Source organism: Bacillus sp. FSL W8-0640, assembly GCF_038007725.1.
GTDB lineage: Bacteria > Bacillota > Bacilli > Bacillales > Bacillaceae_G > Bacillus_A > Bacillus_A cereus.
In genome coordinates this window covers 2,375,117-2,392,519 of sequence record NZ_JBBOXT010000001.1, presented here as the reverse complement: position 1 = coordinate 2,392,519, position 17,403 = coordinate 2,375,117, and the positions used below count along the sequence as shown (strand labels likewise).

Genomic DNA, 17,403 nt, shown 5'->3' with positions numbered 1-17,403 from the left:
TCCGGTCCCACTGTCCATTAATGCAGGATAAATAAATACATAAATAAATACATTCTATCTAGTTAACCTTTTCTTATAAATTACGACTAGAAACACACATAACAATAGGATTGGAACTATTACAGTCCACTTATTAAATATAAATATCTCTGTACTCACTTTTTGTTTTTCTTTCTCGTTTAACTCCACGCGCTCACCTCGAACTAGCAATCTATTGGTGTTTACTCCATAAGGCGTACACGTAATTAAAGTTGTATAATCTTTATTTTCTACAATTTGTAGATCGTCCGTTTCATGTGGTAACACTACTTTAATTTGATCTACTTTATAAGCAAGAACTTTGTCTAAAGAATGAATATAAAAAAGATCTCCTTTGCTCAACTTATCTAAATCTGTAAATAATTTTGCTGATGGTAAACCACGATGCCCTGTTAAAATAGTATGCGTACTTTCTCCACCTACCGGGAGCGAAGAAAAATCTAAATGACCTATCCCGCGACCCAATACTTCCTCAGAGGTCCCTTGGTAGATTGGCAGTTTTATATTAATTTTCGATATTTCAATATACCCCATTACATCTCCTAAATTTAACACATCAGCATACGCTTGATGATTACTTTTTTTTTCAGAAAATGGATCTGTAAATGTTTTCGCAGAAATTTGAACTTGTTTATTATATTCGGCTGCTTCTTTTTCCCTACGTTCGACTTCTTTCTTTTGTAATGCTTTAATCTTCTTATCGTAAGAGCTAATCTCAGAATAATGTGCACGAGTCGCCAACCAATTACTAATAGTAGGATATAAAAAAATACCTAATCCAAATAAAAAAATACCCCCCAAAACAAGATTTCGTTTCATATTTCCACCTCTGTATATGCTTAAATATCGAAAAGAGGGAAGCATTTTGCTTCTCCCCTTTTCCCATAGTTACATGTTCCTAAAATCTTAATTTCTAGCAAACTTTTTTCTAAAGAAAACAAATGCCGCTGTAAGCATTAACGTAAGGCCTATTACAGTAAAAAGAGTCGTTCCTATGCCACCCGTTACCGGAAGAATCCATCCACTTTTATTATTTTCAATCGTCAATTTAACCGTTTGATTATTTTCACTAATCTTTACATCAATGGGGTCTTTTAATAATTGATAAGATGCTTTTGTACCATCTTCTTTTGTATATGTTGGTGCTTTCGTTTCAAAAATTTGATAGTCTCCATATGGAATGTTAGACCATTTAATAACACCATTTTCATCTGATACACCTGTTACTTCTTTTCCTGCTACGACAACTATTTTTCCATTATTATCTTTAAGTACAAACTCTGCACCTTTTAATTTATTCTTATTAGCACTATCAATTTTTGTTAACTCAATTATTCCAGTTGTCGGAATAACAACTACAGGTTTAGATTCCTTTTCTCCAATTACATCATTTTTATTTGTAAAATGTATTTTTGCTGTATTTAAAATTTCCGAACCAGATGGTACTCCTTCTTTTACTTGGGATTTAATTTGCAAATGAAATTCTTTTTTACCATCTAATTTTGTGAAATCTTTTACTGTAGCTGTTACTTTTTGACCTTCTATAGCTACCTCAACAACGTTTGCATTTACTTCTGCTCCATCAATTTTCACGATTGGCTTTCCTTGAATCACTAAACGATTATCCAAAGTATCTGTTACCACATATTTTTTGTATTCCTTAATGTCTTCTGGAATTAATGTTTTAATATCATAATTATAATTAGTTAACGGATTTATCGGTAACGCTTCCAATTTTCCGTTAATTTTTTTATCAATTGTTGGTTCTTCATTGTTTTTCACTTCTATTTTAACTACTGTACCAGAAGTAATAGTTCCATCTTCATTAATTGTTCCGGAGTTCTTAACAAAAAACTCACGTTTAGTTGGATCTATTACGTAGCCTTTCGGAGCTTTTGTTTCTTGGAAATAGTATTCACCATACTCCAATCCTTGCACGCGAATATGACCATTAGCATCTGTTACTAACTCTTTTTTCACTTCTGTACCATCTTTTTTAAATAAAGAGAATACTGCACCTGCTAATGCTTTTTCATTTACACCAGTTTTTATTAAATCCACTGCACCACGTTTAATCTCATTTTTGGGATACATGTGAACATCATAGTTTAGCACCTTACCCTCTTTATTCGTTAATGGGATATCCACTGTATACGTATTGGGATTTAGATTAACATGTGGAGGTCCTGCCACTTCTTTCACCTCATAACGTCCTAGCGGAAGATCTTTTAATACAGCTTGTCCGTTATCATCTGTTACTACTTGATTTGGAGTGGCTCCCATTACAGGTTTCACGTCTTCTTTTACGATTTTCCCATCGTTTGAAATTTTTTCAAAAGAAGCAACCCTTTTCACTTCAAACGTTACACCTTTTAATGGTTTCACATCTTTTGGCACCTCTTGATTTGCAGAACCGTCACCTTCTAGTCCCTGCGCTCCATCTTTTTCTTGTTCATACTTATGAATCGTTAAAGTACCTTTAGATGGTGAATCTGCCTTTACTAATACACTAGACCATGTAGAAAATGTTAAGAATAACACTAAAAGCACACTAAATATTTTTTTCATTTCTCTTATCCCCTTTACTACTTCTATCATTTTAAAAATTTCTTTATTACTATTACCTTCTTAAAAGCAATAGTGTGCCAAGTATCAGATTTAAACGAATAACATAAAACATAGTCGTCCAACAATCCATTGTTTACAATCACTTATTCACTTTTCTTATCTTCTATTATTACGTTGTCTCTCCACATGATATATGTAATTTTCTCCCCTAAATTACACGTATATCCCTATTTCAAGAATCATTACATTTGTTACATAATAGCTTTCACTGCTAATTTCGACTAGTCACTTACTGTCAATCTATTCATATCTCACTTCCTATCCCTATTTAAAATCCAATCTTAATCATTTTTTAATACATATAAGTAATAACCAACAAATAAGTGTGACGATTCATATTTTACGTTACTGTCCAAAACTATTACCTGTATATTCAAATAATATGTGCTATTCATGTTAAATTATGGTATTATTCTTAGAAGTTTATAACTTTTATTTATATTTTTTATTGATAAAGGTTTTCCGTATCTACTTATGAAAAAGGAATATATGTTTATTTAACTATTACGCATAACTGTAAGGAGGAAGAATATGACTAAAAAACTCAGTCTAGTTGAGATAGAGTACATTTGCAATATGTTTTTTCAATCTTTCGAAATTCCAGTTTGTTTTTTAGATTGTAACAAAAATATTCTTTTAGAATTTAAATCCAAAAATGATTCACATTCGTTATATACATCAAAAATAGAACAGTTACATATGCTTTTTCAGAGAAATGATACATATAATTCCCCCATCTTCAGAACTCACGAATATCTAGGGCACTTTATTTTAATTCACATAAAGAGCGATTATATGGTGAACGGTACTGTTATTATTGGGCCCTTGACACATGTAAATTTTTCTACAAGTAAAGCGGATAGTAACCTTAATTTTATTCCAAATTATAAAAGAACAAGAGACCATTATTTTTCATTGTCAGTCAAAGATCAAAATTTCTTTGTAAATATAGCGATATTGTTCTATAACATTCTCTATAAAAAAAATTCAGATGTAAGCACCTTTTCAAATAACAGTGACTCACTTCATATAAGTCATAGCAGCATCTTAAACGAAGATGTATATATTTCAATGCAAAAAGAAGAATCCATTTATCATAATTTATATATAGAGCAGCAACTACTTAGTTCTATAGAAGACGGGGATAAAGAAACCGTACTCAAATATTATTACGAATTCCAGCAAGAGACTCTTTCATCTTTATCTTCATTCCATCAATTAAGACGTCATAAAAACATTTGTATTTCATCCATCACGCTCGCTACTAGATATGCGATAAAAGGGGGACTTCCATCTGGGATTGCTTACAAAATTTATGATTTGCATATTCAAAGAACAGAAGATTTAAAAGACAAAGAATCTGTTTGGGATTTATTAAAAAATGCTTTTTGTACCTTTGCAGACCGTGTAAAGGCACAAAAAACGCAGCAATATTCACAGACTATTGCTATTTGTAAAAACTACATTTTTAAAAATATTTACAATCCAATATCTGTTAAACAACTTGCTAAATTTGCAAATGTGAATTCAGATTATTTATCTATATTATTTAAAAAAGAAGTCGGTATTTCATTAATTGAGTACATTCAACGTGAACGAATCGAAGAAGCAAAGAAATTATTAACTTTCACCACCTATCCTTTATCAGACATATGTGCTTCGCTTAATTTTAGCGATCAAAGTTATTTCACTAAAATTTTCAAAAAATTCACCAATGAAACACCTGGTAAATATCGAAAATCTCATGTTGTCATTTAGAGTGAAACTCCCATTAAAACAAAATGTTTTCAGTAACTCATCAATGGCAGATTAGAAGCACTCCCAGATTCATGAACTATAGGATTTATGCTTTTTCCAAACCAAAAAACACGTTACTATTCTTTTATTTTAATGAGAATAGTAACGTGTTTTTTATGTAATGTAGTTTTGTAGACAGAACATGATCCAACTACAAATTTTTATAGAAGCCAAATGCACCGCTTAACTACTAAAATCTTATTAAGTAAAAAATCCATATTTTGTTTTACTTACTTTCTACTTTATTTCTTTTGAATAATGAACTCTTTTCTTCAAACGAATAATCCCTACTATTATTTTTGTATCTTTCTAAATTTGCGAACAAAAGTGAGTACTGTGCCTGTAATAATCATCAATATGCCGATTGCTGCACTGTTAGTTGTACTTACACCCGTCTTTGGAAGCTCCTTATATGTATATTCTTTTTTATCGCTATTACTGTTGTTAGAGATATTACTCTTATTTGCCTTATTAGCAAGGCCATTAGCTTTGCTAGTTTCCTTATCTTTCACTAATACTTTTTGTATTGTATTTACGTCATTACCCATGGAATCTTTGACACTATATATTATTTCATAAGTACCAGCTTTAGTTGTATCTATAGTTCCTTCATACGCTATTTTAGAAGTAAGGTCACCGTCCTCTTTATCAGTAGCTGATACCCCTACCAACGGATCAAATTGATCACCCTCAGTAATTGAAGTTGTAGCAGGTACTTTTAGTATTGGTTTTTCATTTGTAACTTCTTCTCTAACTTTAACCGTTACAGTTTGTTTCGCCGTTACTTCATGACCTTTAGAATCTGTAACCGTGTACGTTAATACGTAAGTACCGACTTTAGATGTATCTACTCCACCAGCAATTTTTACTTTAGAAGTAAGATCACCGTCTTCTTTATCAATAGCTTTTACTTTTATCATTGGATCGAATGAATCTCCTACATGAATTGTCGCTCCAACAGGCACTGTTAATTTAGGTTCTAAATCTAATATTTCTCCATTTCCCTCTACAATTACAGTCTGTGTAGCCGTTGTAGTTCTCCCTTGGGAATCAACGACCAAGTATTCCACAATGTATGTACCTGGTTTTGAAGTATCTACATCGCCTTTATGCTTTACTTTATTTGTTAAATCACCATCTTCTTTATCAACAGCTTTTACATTTCTCATTGGATCAAACGTATCACCTACACGTAGTGTAATCGTAAACGGCACAGTTAACTCTGGAGCTTGGTTTTCTGCTGTTTTTTCGTTTTCTTTCACTGTTCCGGTAATTTTTGCAGCATCAAAAGCATTTTGGACTGCTTGAACTTCAATTGAGCTCGTTCCATATTTATTAGTTGCCACTTTAAGGCATGCCAATTTCAATTCAGAGAAATTAGAAGTCATGTTTAATTCATCAGTATTTGCATAATAGAAAATATCAAACATTTTATCTTCACCAATACCATTTACATTTACACCGTTATGAGTACCACCTTGTGCAATTAAATACGCAACTTTATTAATAATACTTGAGTTAAAATGAACGCCTCCATAATCCTCTCCATTTAAATCATTATATTTACTATAATCATCGGGATACGGTAGTCCTTCTGAAAAATTAATTGCAGTTGGATTTTTCATATTACGAAAAGTCGATCCAGTTTGCTCTCCTATTGTCCAGTTAAATTCCCCATTATTTATGTATTTCTCTATAGCCGTTCCCATAATATCCGATAATGCCTCGTTAATTGCCCCAGATTCTCCTGAGAATTCAAGGTTAGATTCACTTGATGTAACTGCGTGTGTAAATTCATGACCGGCTATATCGAACGCTTTTACCATAGGATCTCCATATAAAAGCATACTGATGTTATTAATATTAGTACTAAATGCATTCTCCCAATTTTCAGGATCATTTGTTCCTCCAGAATCCCATGCATGTACAACTGAAAGTACTTTTTTTCCTTTATTATCAAAACTATTACGATTATATTTTTCTTTATAAAAATCATATACCTTTGTTGCTAAGAAATGAGCGCTTACCGCCTTTGGATCATTAAATGTTGTTGAAGCGCTAGTTGCTAGTATGCCAGGATAATAACTTTCTTCATTTGTAATATCTCTATAATTTACATCATATGTCTCAATTCCTTGCCCTCTTGTGTAATCAGCAAGCGCATAATTCCCACTGGTCTGTTTAGAAATACCAAATGTACGAGTTACGCCTAAATCATCTTTTCCTGTTCCAGTTAATGATGTGAAATTGCTAGTTTTATTTTCCTTAACGGATTCAACATACTCTTCACTTATTTTCAAACTTGATTCTTGTACCATATCTTTTAATATATCGCCATTATGAGCATTCACTAAATAAGTTCCAGATACATAATTTGGTGTTGTAGCAGCAAATGTAACTTGATATGCATTGCTAGCCTGCCCATGATTTTCATCAACAAAAATAACCGCCTTAACTTCTGGTTCAGAAATAAATTTAATGTCGTTTCCGTACTTTTTATAAATATATTGTTTCGCTTCTTCTTTTGATAAATTAATAGGTTTCTTTAAATCTTCTTGTGTTAAATTTTGTGCGCTAGCTCCTGAAATGCTTTTAATAATACCTTTTTTATCTACGTGAGCAGTTAACTGGTGGCCATACACTTCTTTTCCTTCATATATTTGTTGCATGCGCACAAGTGTAGTTCCATCATAAGAACCACGTTTTTGAAGAACCTTGTAATCTACTCCTGTTTCTGCACTAACTTGTTTTGGAGACAAAGCATGCTCCGTATTTTCCTTAAGTGCATCTTTCACTACATTCTCTGGCGCCTTTTTTGATGGTTGTGTAAGATCACCTGTACGGAACGAATCCTCTTGAATTTCAACTTGCATTTGACCAGGTTCCTCTGCATGACCTACTCCATATGGTGTTACACTTGTTAAAACAAATCCTGTTGTTAATGCAACTATAGCTATTTCTTTTTTATTTCCCATGGTATTTACCTCGTATAAATTTCTATTATTTATATGAAACTGCTAAAATGTATACAATCTATTCCTAACATAAAAAGATGACTTTTGTAATCTACAAAAGCCACCTCTTCAATATATAATATCCCTAAAATGTTTTTAATACATAATTTCTATACAAAAAAGAAAAAAGCATTCATTAACGAGCATTTTGCAATACTTTTATTAGGTCATTTATATTTTCAACTTTCTGCTGAAACTGATCAAATCTGTTATGTAGCGATGAAGGATTTTTATCTTCAGTTGAAATAACTTGTTTTAATTCATTTTCTAATTTATCATACATATCAAAAAAATTATCAAATTCTACACTTACAAGCTCTTCATTTTCGCGATAGAATCTTTTTGCTTCTATATAAGTCATATATGATTTATTTAAAAATCCTAATGAAATTAAATATTTAGAAGTGTTTTCTTGATAAATAGCAATATCACATGCTATTTTAATATCAGAATAAGTCTTTTGAACGAGACAATGCAATTCAAAAATCTTAAACTTTAATCCATTATTCATTTCATCCCCTCCCATCGTATCTATTCTACATAAAATTAGAATATTATACAAAGAAAATTATTAGCAAGAAATTGACAATTAAAAAAATAACTTAAGGATAAACAAAATCCCTCTCATTATAAATTATAATTGCGGAGCATTTACCAACATAACAGCAAAATAAAAAACGAAAAGAATAAATCTTTCCGCTCTTAGAGTAATAAATACATTTCATATTGCGCTAAAGAATTCTTTTCAAATCCACATTTCTTAAAAAACCCTCTAATAAATTATTGTTAGGAAACCCAATTGATAAACTTGATAAATTTAATTCTTCTCTTGCTACTTGTAATAATTTCATCCCAACACCAATATTTCTATAACCTTTGTCTACGAAAATAAAACTAATTTTACCTTGTTCAGTTACGCATAGAGAGCCTTTTAAGTCATTATCAACATATGCACCATAAAATACATTATTTGTTTTTTTGATATAATCAATATCATTTTGCCAATTTATATGGAAGTTTAACCATTTCTGAATTTCATCTTTAAAAGTTGGAAATTCTAATTGTTTTACTTCAATATCCTTACAAACTTTATTCTTTATTTTAGTCAAATCATTTAAATTATAATAAGAAAGATCGTACACTTTTTCATAGCCCAACTTATTATAAAAATGAATCGCTCGGTCGTTTCCTACAATGACTTCGAGAAAAAGTTGCTTACATCCATGTTGAATCGCCTCTTCTTTATGCAGTTCAAATAATTTTTGACTCACACCAATACCGCGGTAATTAGGATGAACCGCTAATGTTCCGCAGCGCATAGTCTTTATACTTTCATAATCCTTTATGCCACCTAGTATTACGCCAACAGATTTGCCTTCTTCTAAAGCAAGAAAAGAATGTTCTAGCAAATTACCTTCTGGTCCCAAAAAACGTTGTATAAAATCCTCTTTTGAAACCTCCATCTTAATAATGTAATCTGAAAATCCATCTTTAAAAGCTTCATATACTAAATCAATATTTACTTCACTACACCTTTTATATTGAATCATATAAAATTGCCCTCCAACTGCTTATATTAAACTCAACGTGTACCCATATAATATATTCCATCTATTATAAATTTCAGCTCTTAATTTGAAATGAGCGGACATTTCCCTACATATAACTCACTATTGATTTGTTTTATAACAAACTATCTATTATTTACTACATTAACCTCATAAACACGTAAAAAAGCAATTAAATGCTCACATGCTCTTTCACATGCTAGCATTTTAAAGATTTTTTGTTCTTCTTTCGTTTTATCATTTGCTTGATCTGAAGCAGCTTTTAAACAGAGAAATGGTTTTTTATTTATTTGGCATACATAGGCGAAAGCTGCTACTTCTTGATCAACTGCCAATGCTCCATATACGGTATGGAGTAAATATCTCATTTCTGAACTACGAATACGTTGATCTCCTGATAAAAATGTACCGAAATGTATCGGATCATACGATCGTATTTTTTTATTCTTCTTACAAGTGATTTTGTTGTTTCAATAGGTGCTGTTCTACCGTTATATAAATTAAAAACATCTTCTCCTGAACCAGCAGCAGTAACATCATGTTGTATTGCGTTTAGTGCGACTACAATATGACCGTTTTTCACCTTGTTTGATAAACTTCCGCATATTCCTGTCATAAACAACTCATCTGGCTGAAACTCACTAATTAACAATTGTACACAACTAGCGCAGCTTACTTTACCGACACCAGTAACAACTGATATAATTTCCAGCTCATTAATAGTATGAAAATGAAATTCCCAAGCTGCTCTTTTTTCAACACGTTCACTTGGATAATGTTGATGCAAATACGTCAGTTCTGGTTCCCATGCAGAGACAATTGCAATACGTTTCATTACACGCTTCACTTCCCCTATTGTCATTTAAATGAGTTATCTATACTTTCTCATTCATAATCTAGAATCCATTCTTTATATTTCTTATATAAATCTCGTATTATTTCTTTATTCTTCCCAATTACTTCACTTCCTCTATCATCATACATAAACATGACAATATCTTTCGTTGCATTTATGAGAAATACATTTGGATAAGAAATTTCTTTTTTCGTCCAAATCGAGGATACAGAGCAGAGAAATCCTCATAATTAGCAGCTTGTATAAGCAATTTATACTTAATACCTTCCGCAAGACATTTTAAAGAAAATTGATATGTACAATATAAATCTGCTTCTTCATCTTCAAATAGAAACGGTAACGTTTCTTGTCTTATATGAAATCTTAAATCTCTTTTCTTAATATATTTATTGTATACATTTATTTTCTGTGGAGTTTTTATGTTTTCCTTTTTAAATCTATAAACATTTGTCACTACAAACACTACATCTTCTTTTGAAAATATGTCTTCAAATAAGAATTTATTATATGTATATAGTTGAGAAAAGTATTCCATATTTAAATCGTCGGTTCCTTCTACAATTTGATATTTATCTTTTCCAAAATCAAAATGTAAATGATTTTCCCACTAAGAATATAAGTAGGGTACTAATGTAACTCCTGGAAATGTTTGATTCACATATTCTTTTAATTGCATTTCCTTGTCCTTTCTACTGTACAATTCCTTTTAAATCCCAGTATGCTTCTTCTAGCCATGGATGTATAACTTTCAATGTATCTTTCCTTTCCCACAAATATGAAATATATACAAAAGCTGCTTTTTCCAAAGATTTTTCCAATCCTTTTTTTATTTCTATTAAATATGGTGGTGTCCCTTTTTGATCCCATTCTATTTTATCTGCAACAAATAATACTAAATCCATCTTCGTTGCATGTTTACGCAACGTTGTGTGGCAACAAATTGCATTTAAAATCTCTTCATCTTCTACTTTAAATATTTCTTTTGCGATTACTCTCGATAGTTTTTGATGAATGATCATAGGAAACTTTCTTTCTGCTTCCACTATTTCTACACCAAATTCTTCAGCAACTGCAATCCGCTCCTCGTTCGGAAAAATGCCACTAATATCATGTAAATATCCTGCAATTGCTGCTTTTTCTTTATCTACGTGAAACTTTTCTGCAATCTTTTTTGCCTCATTTGCCACACGAATTGAATGTTTATATGTAAACTCTTTATTATATTTTAGTAGAAAAGCTTTAATATCATTTTCTATTTTTCCAGTTGGAGTAAATGAATATATATCATTACATAACATAGAAAATCCCCCTTATAACTAACTTTCATTATAATGTAGAATCTAAATATCCTCGTTATTTTATATTCGTTATTAATCTTTTTACTCCTTTTTAATACGTTACATGAAATTTTATACAGAATCATCGCTACAAGTACATAAATGTTTGATATTATAGTAATGTTGATGATTTGTAAGGAAAGGAACTACACAATGAATAAAAACATATTAATTATTGATGATGATAAAGAAATTGTTGAATTACTTGCTGTTTATTTGCGAAATGAAGGCTATAACATTTATAAAGCTTATGATGGTGATGAAGCATTGCAAAAGGTTTCTACATATGAAGTTGACCTTATGATTTTGGATATTATGATGCCAAAGCGAAACGGTTTAGAAGTTTGTCAGGAAGTGCGTGAAAATAATACTGTACCAATTCTAATGCTTAGTGCAAAAGCAGAAGATATGGATAAAATATTAGGTCTTATGACAGGTGCCGATGATTATATGATCAAGCCATTCAATCCATTAGAATTAGTAGCAAGAGTGAAAGCTTTATTACGAAGATCATCTTTCCAAAACGCTACTTCGCAAAAGAATGAAGATGGTATTATTCGTATTCGCTCTGTTGAAATACACAAACATAATCATACTGTTAAAGTAAATGGAGAGTATATTAAACTAACCTCTATTGAATTCGATATTTTATATTTGCTTGCAAGTAATACAGGAAGAGTATTTAGTTCAGAAGAAATTTTTGAACGCGTTTGGAATGAAGATGGTTACGGTTCAAATAAGACTGTAATGGTCCATATTAGCAACTTACGGGATAAACTTGAAACAGTAATAAATGGAGAAAAATTTATTCACACTGTTTGGGGAGTTGGCTATAAAATTGAGAAATGAAGCATTTGATATATTAAAAGATATCCCTAAATGGAAACTTATTTTTTGGCTCTTATTAGCTATCACACTCACGCCTATTACTGAATTAATTATTTATCGCCTCGTTACGAGTGTAATTGAGAGTTCACTTACTCTAACTGAACTCGGTAAAGAATTCATTCGAATTTTTGGTTATGAAAAGTATAAAGGGATTAAAGAATCGTTATGGATGATGATTGTATCTTATTTGTTTTTATTTTCTATTTTTTCATCCTATCTTTACATTTTTTATCGTCACGAGAAAAAACTTTACTATGAAACTTGTATTAAAAAAATGATAGAAGAAATTCGTTATATTGCAAATGGAAACTTCAATCATAAAGTTTCTATTGTAAATCATAATTATCTAGAAGAATTAGCAATCGGGGTCAATGAAATTGTTGAACAATTAAAAGTCTCCATTGATGAAGAAAGACAAGCGGAACAAGCAAAAAGTGAACTTATTACAAATGTATCACATGACTTACGCACTCCCCTTACTTCTATAGTTGGATACGTAAATTTAATCCATCATGATAATTATAGAGATGAAGTAGAATTGCGATACTATATTCAAGTCATTTACGATAAAGTAACTCGTCTTAATGCATTAATGAATGACTTGTTCGAATATACACGTGTTCAAAATAAAGAGTTAAGCTTGTATTCTGTCCCTATTGACATAGTAGAGTTACTTGGGCAATTAACTGTTCAATTCCGTATACAATTTCAAGAAGCAAATATAGAATGTCGACCTTCTTTCCCATCTCAAAAGCTCATGGTATTAGCTGATGGTGAAAAATTAGTGCGTGTGTTTGAAAATCTTATTATAAACGCTATCGCTTATGGAAGCGAAGGTCGCTATATTGACCTTACTGCTTATGAAAGCAATAATATGATTACAATTGATATAACAAATTACGGACAACCTATTCCTAGTACGGATTTACCTCATATTTTTGAACGTTTTTATCGCGTTGAGAAATCTCGCTCTACAAACACTGGTGGATCTGGACTTGGATTAGCTATTGCAAAAAGTATAGTCGAATTGCATAAAGGAACAATTGAAGTATATAGTGATGATGAAAAAACAACATTCACTGTAAAACTACTCCCATACAAATGTTAATATTATAAATAAAAAGTTCAATTTCTTATCATATAAGAAATTGAACTTTTTCCATTAATACCCAAAATTTAATAATCCTTTATAATTCTTTAGAAATTCTTTACCTTTTCTTTCTTCCTAATTAAGCATTCCTTTTTACAATACTAGTATTGATGTCATAATAGGAGGATCGCTTATGCAATTCTTAAAGAAATTCGCTATTTTATTATTATCTTTTTTTATTACCGCACTTATCGTTTTATATTTTTATCTTTATGTAAATGGTCCGATTATTCAAGCTAAATCAGCTATTTTAATAAATGCTAATTCAGGTGAAATTGTTTATAAAAAAAATGAAGAAACTCCGGTACAATCAGCTGCTTTATCTAAATTAATGACAGAATATATCGTATTGGAGCAACTAAATGATAGAAAAATACAGTTAGATGACTTAGTACAAATAAGTAACGAAGTTTTCCGAGTAGAAACAAGCCCTATACAAGTAACATCGAATGATAAAACAACGGTTCGTGATTTACTTCATGCATTGCTACTGGCAGGGAATAATCGTTCTGCACTCGCTCTAGCAGAACACATTGCTGGAAATGAAGATAACTTTACAGTATTAATGAATAAAAAAGCAAAAGAACTAAAGTTATTACAACCATCTCCATTTCTAAACTCTACTGGAATTAATAATGATACAGATAAACAATCAACTACAACAGCGATAGACGCAGCTAAACTAGCAGCAAAATTAGTAAAAGATTTTCCAGATGTATTGAATATTACGAAACTAACCTCTTACCAATTTACCTTCAAAGATTCCCAGGTTTTCAATACGAATAAAATGATATATTCCCTTAATGAAAACATTAAACTTCAAGGTGTTGATGGCTTACAAACTAGTTTTTCAACTAACGGTAATTATAGCTTTGTCAGTACAGCAAAACTTGGAGATACTAGACTAATTTCAGTAATATTAGATGCAGATGAAGAAAACATTTCATTTATTGAAACAAAAAAGTTGCTACAGTATGGTTTTGATCCTTCCTCGTACTCTGCACTCCAAGCTTTTAAAGACGCCCTTACATCTTGGACAATATTGCTTCAGTTTAAAAATTTAATTATACAAACTATAATGATTTTTTTAATCATTACCACCTTAATGTTTTTACATATACGTCAGAAAAAATCCGAGGATTTCAATTAAGAAATCTTCTTATATATATAAAACCGACTTGCGCTTAAGATGCAAGTCGGTTTTTAATTCTATCATCCTCTTCAAATTTGCTGAAACTGGTTGCAAGTTTAACTTCCTCGCCCATACAGACAGCTGACCAATATGATGAATTTCATATCCCATTACATGTCTTAAAACCTATGTTTTTTGAGGCATACATCCATCTCTGTTTCCTTTCGTTGTGTTCGTTTGTTTAGTTTAAATGGGTTAATCTATTAATTCTATTAAATCCAACAATTGAACTATTACATTTTAAAGTTCTACTCATATACTATAGTAAATTACTAGAAAGGAGGTTTAACTATGGATAGTTGCGTTGTATTTGTAAACGGACAACCTTTTTTAGTTCTTTCAGTAGCTGGTATTGAAATTGCTAGATTAGAGATTTCCCTTCAAGTAGCATTAGCTCTAAGAGTGCTTGGGATACCAATCTGTGATTAATTACCAAATTAAAAGAAAAAGAGGGCATTAGCCCTCTTTTTTTATTTTCTTCTCACCTTTTCTTAACAACAAACAAAATTCAAATTTAATTAATTATAAAAAATTAAAGTATATGAACGTTACAGGAAACACTTGTTAAGATAGCTGTCCTTCACACTATTTATTTCGCCGACATTATATAATCAAAGCACACAATGATTAACTTTTTATACGGCTTATTTTAAGTGTGCTAGCATTCTAGGCTAGATAATTATGACTGCAAAAAAACTTCAAGTTCTCGTTTATATAAATTAAATAACGCTTTCACTTTTTGAATCGATTGATAATCTTTAAATTGCTGTTCTCTATCTTCTTATCCTTGAAGAGCACTAATCCAACTATACTCTACATCTACAATATGAAATAATGTTTCTAAAATACCACCAGTTTGCAAAGTAAATCTTCCTCTGAAAGTTGTTCACACCACTTAAACCAATCATCTCTTACTTGCCAATTATATTGAAATAAAGTGTACACATTTATCTCTCTCTTACTTCAATTATCCACCTAACAGCATCTGTTATATAATGTGGCTCATCTTTTTGAATATAATGACCACTTTGTTCTGCAATTATTAGTTTATTTTTGTTTGATAATCTTAATAATTCTTCTTGCAATTGTAACCATTTTATTTGTGCATCTTGCGAATAAAAAGCTTTTTTACCAGCAGCTAACACGACGAGTGGAATATCTCTCGTCGACTGACAATATTTATCTGCTTCACCCAGACTAAACATAAACTCTTCATAAGAACTTTCATGTACAAATTGTTTATAGTAAGCTTCTTGAAATTCTGGAGACATGATTGGCAAAAATGCTTCTTTATAATTTTCTGGTGTCGAATCAACCAAAACTATTCCCAACATATCTTCAGGATAAAAATCAGTAAATAAACGTGCATTTATACCACCAAAAGAATGTCCTACAAAAATATAAGGTGGCTTCAGTTGTAAAAGATTTAAGCATGTTCTCAAATCTTTTACCATTTCAGAACTAATACGTTTCTTGGAACTCTTCCCGCTTTTGCCTAATCCAGCCCGATCGTATGTAAGTACCGTACCATATTCCGTCAGTTCTTCAGCAGTTTGATTCCATGCCTTCGAATAATCACCATAGCCTGATTCCAATATAATAACAGGCTGCTGCTTCTTTCCTTGGAATATTTTCGTATACATTTTAAAATCAGCAACTTGTATATATTCCTCTATACATTTAACCATTGACAATCACTTCTCTTCGGCCAAGTTCCTCTACAGCGTGATTAATTATTTCACTTACAGATAAAGAACCATCCAATATGATATCTGAATTCGGCTTAACAGTATGAATTGCCTCTAAATAAGCTTTTCTCGCATATGTCATGTAATGTTCCAAATCATTATGTATTTCATCTATTGTACCTTCCTTAAAATCTCGCAAAATCCTTCTAGCCATCGCAATATCTAAAGGCGTATCAATAAATATAGTTACATCAATGAATTTTCGCATCTCACTATTTAAGTATGCAAAAGGATAGTCTACAATAATATAGTCTAAGGTATTATTTTGTATAAGTTGCTCAATATCATGAATTAATGGTGTTAATACCCACTCGTCGTAATTCGCCCCATCATCAATCCATTTACAAATATCAGCAGGAGATTTATCAAATGTGTAACTATCAAAATATAGAGCTTTTGAGTTTTTAAACTTATGCTTTAATCTTTCTGTAATTGTAGTTTTACCTCCCCCCGAAACAGCTGCAATTGAAATTATTTTTGTTTTATTATCCACTATACCCACCAAACCCCTTTGTTAACATAATATAATTATAAATTACTATCGTTGCTACTTCTTCCATTCATATTCTAACATACTCATTTCCCATAAATTCCAATACGTTTCTCCTACTCTTTTTGACTCTCTTAATAAGCCTTCTTTTACAAACCCTATTTTTTCGTAACATGAAATGGCCGATGTATTAAAATCATACACACCAAGAGTTACTCTATGTAGTTTTAATTCGTCAAAAGCAATATGAAGTACTGCTTTCATCATATGTTTTCCTATAGAACGTCCTCTCATCTTCGTATTACCAACTAATACTTTTCCAATTCTAGCGGACTTATTAATATTATCTATTTGCCCAAGCGAAATATGTCCAATAACGTCTGAAGTCTCTTCATCTACCACTTTGAAAGCGAGTGTATTTGCACTTTCTATATACTTCTCTAATTGCTGTTCGTCTAAAGGAAATGTGAATGCATTTCCTGACCATTGTATTAGAAATTCTTCGGAATTAATCCAATTTATTAATTGTTTAAAATCAGATTTCTTAAAGCTTTCTAGTTTAATCACTTCCTTGCTCCTTTCGTACATCATGCTTTATAACCTCAAACTTATTTCTATATAAAGAATATATTCTCCTTTTATATAAAATTAAAATAAAGCCATTCATGTGAATGGCTTTACAAAAAAGCAGCATAA

Annotated in this window: 13 protein-coding genes and 5 pseudogenes; 5 read left to right on the top strand and 13 right to left on the bottom strand. The window is 31.1% G+C overall.

The features are described from left to right. Positions 1-54: 54 nt before the first annotated feature. Together N2V80_RS12330 and N2V80_RS12325 are read right to left on the bottom strand one after the other, a co-directional pair. Positions 55-858 carry a class C sortase gene (locus N2V80_RS12330; RefSeq protein WP_080451012.1) on the bottom strand — a complete coding sequence of 268 codons (804 nt, stop codon included), beginning with the start codon at positions 856-858 and terminating at the stop codon, positions 55-57. Positions 859-945: 87 nt separating this feature from the next. Then, positions 946-2,607 carry an LPXTG cell wall anchor domain-containing protein gene (locus N2V80_RS12325; RefSeq protein WP_000719305.1) on the bottom strand — a complete coding sequence of 554 codons (1,662 nt, stop codon included), beginning with the start codon at positions 2,605-2,607 and terminating at the stop codon, positions 946-948. A gap of 591 nt (positions 2,608-3,198) precedes the next feature. Between N2V80_RS12325 and N2V80_RS12320 the strand changes: the two genes are divergently transcribed. Continuing rightward, entirely contained in the window at positions 3,199-4,425 is a 1,227-nt protein-coding gene (locus N2V80_RS12320) for an AraC family transcriptional regulator (RefSeq protein ID WP_000162836.1), read from the top strand. A gap of 332 nt (positions 4,426-4,757) precedes the next feature. Here N2V80_RS12320 and N2V80_RS12315 read toward each other — a convergent pair whose 3' ends face one another. From N2V80_RS12315 to yqeK, 6 genes and pseudogenes are all read right to left on the bottom strand, one after another. Beyond that, positions 4,758-7,439 (bottom strand): M4 family metallopeptidase, encoded by a 2,682-nt coding sequence (locus N2V80_RS12315; protein ID WP_061654681.1) that lies wholly within the window; start codon positions 7,437-7,439, stop codon positions 4,758-4,760. A 175-nt stretch (positions 7,440-7,614) separates the two neighbouring features. Next, on the bottom strand, positions 7,615-7,989 hold the full coding sequence (locus N2V80_RS12310) for a hypothetical protein (RefSeq protein ID WP_001059023.1): 375 nt from the start codon (positions 7,987-7,989) through the stop codon (positions 7,615-7,617). Positions 7,990-8,180: 191 nt separating this feature from the next. After that, positions 8,181-9,028 (bottom strand): annotated as a pseudogene (locus N2V80_RS12305) (GNAT family N-acetyltransferase). Positions 9,029-9,171: 143 nt separating this feature from the next. Continuing rightward, a pseudogene (gene mtnN, locus N2V80_RS12300) lies at positions 9,172-9,881 on the bottom strand (5'-methylthioadenosine/S-adenosylhomocysteine nucleosidase). Positions 9,882-9,931: 50 nt separating this feature from the next. Further along, positions 9,932-10,578 (bottom strand): annotated as a pseudogene (locus tag N2V80_RS12295) (DUF3885 domain-containing protein). Positions 10,579-10,591: 13 nt separating this feature from the next. Then, complete coding sequence (gene yqeK, locus N2V80_RS12290) at positions 10,592-11,200, bottom strand: bis(5'-nucleosyl)-tetraphosphatase (symmetrical) YqeK (protein WP_000882443.1); 609 nt, start codon at positions 11,198-11,200, stop codon at positions 10,592-10,594. Positions 11,201-11,392: 192 nt separating this feature from the next. Here yqeK and N2V80_RS12285 point away from each other — a divergent pair, with 192 nt between their 5' ends. The 3 genes from N2V80_RS12285 to N2V80_RS12275 all read left to right on the top strand — a co-directional run bounded on the left by N2V80_RS12285 (position 11,393) and on the right by N2V80_RS12275 (position 14,427). Continuing rightward, positions 11,393-12,088: a response regulator transcription factor gene (locus N2V80_RS12285; RefSeq protein ID WP_001038807.1), complete on the top strand. Its 696-nt coding sequence runs from the start codon at positions 11,393-11,395 to the stop codon at positions 12,086-12,088. Next, positions 12,078-13,235 carry a sensor histidine kinase gene (locus N2V80_RS12280; RefSeq protein ID WP_001243309.1) on the top strand — a complete coding sequence of 386 codons (1,158 nt, stop codon included), beginning with the start codon at positions 12,078-12,080 and terminating at the stop codon, positions 13,233-13,235. The genes N2V80_RS12285 and N2V80_RS12280 overlap by 11 nt, the downstream gene beginning before the upstream one ends. 175 nt (positions 13,236-13,410) lie before the next feature. Next, positions 13,411-14,427: a D-alanyl-D-alanine carboxypeptidase family protein gene (locus N2V80_RS12275; RefSeq protein WP_001160052.1), complete on the top strand. Its 1,017-nt coding sequence runs from the start codon at positions 13,411-13,413 to the stop codon at positions 14,425-14,427. Between the two features lie 9 nt (positions 14,428-14,436). Here N2V80_RS12275 and N2V80_RS12270 read toward each other — a convergent pair. Beyond that, positions 14,437-14,595 (bottom strand): annotated as a pseudogene (locus N2V80_RS12270) (DinB family protein); the annotation flags it as partial. Between the two features lie 165 nt (positions 14,596-14,760). Here N2V80_RS12270 and N2V80_RS12265 point away from each other — a divergent pair. Then, complete coding sequence (locus N2V80_RS12265) at positions 14,761-14,898, top strand: DUF3956 domain-containing protein (protein ID WP_000376554.1); 138 nt, start codon at positions 14,761-14,763, stop codon at positions 14,896-14,898. A 256-nt stretch (positions 14,899-15,154) separates the two neighbouring features. On the opposite strand, the pseudogene N2V80_RS12260 reads toward N2V80_RS12265, so the two are convergent. The 4 genes and pseudogenes from N2V80_RS12260 to N2V80_RS12245 form a co-directional block, all read right to left on the bottom strand. Next, a pseudogene (locus N2V80_RS12260) lies at positions 15,155-15,414 on the bottom strand (DinB family protein); the annotation flags it as partial. Positions 15,415-15,416: 2 nt separating this feature from the next. After that, a complete protein-coding gene (locus N2V80_RS12255; protein WP_000237653.1) occupies positions 15,417-16,157 on the bottom strand; it encodes an alpha/beta fold hydrolase in 741 nt (246 codons plus the stop codon). Beyond that, entirely contained in the window at positions 16,150-16,719 is a 570-nt protein-coding gene (locus N2V80_RS12250) for an AAA family ATPase (RefSeq protein WP_000513265.1), read from the bottom strand. Before N2V80_RS12250 ends, N2V80_RS12255 begins: the two co-directional genes overlap by 8 nt. A 45-nt stretch (positions 16,720-16,764) precedes the next feature. Beyond that, positions 16,765-17,298 (bottom strand): GNAT family N-acetyltransferase, encoded by a 534-nt coding sequence (locus tag N2V80_RS12245; RefSeq protein ID WP_000990082.1) that lies wholly within the window; start codon positions 17,296-17,298, stop codon positions 16,765-16,767. Between the last annotated feature and the right edge of the window lie 105 nt (positions 17,299-17,403).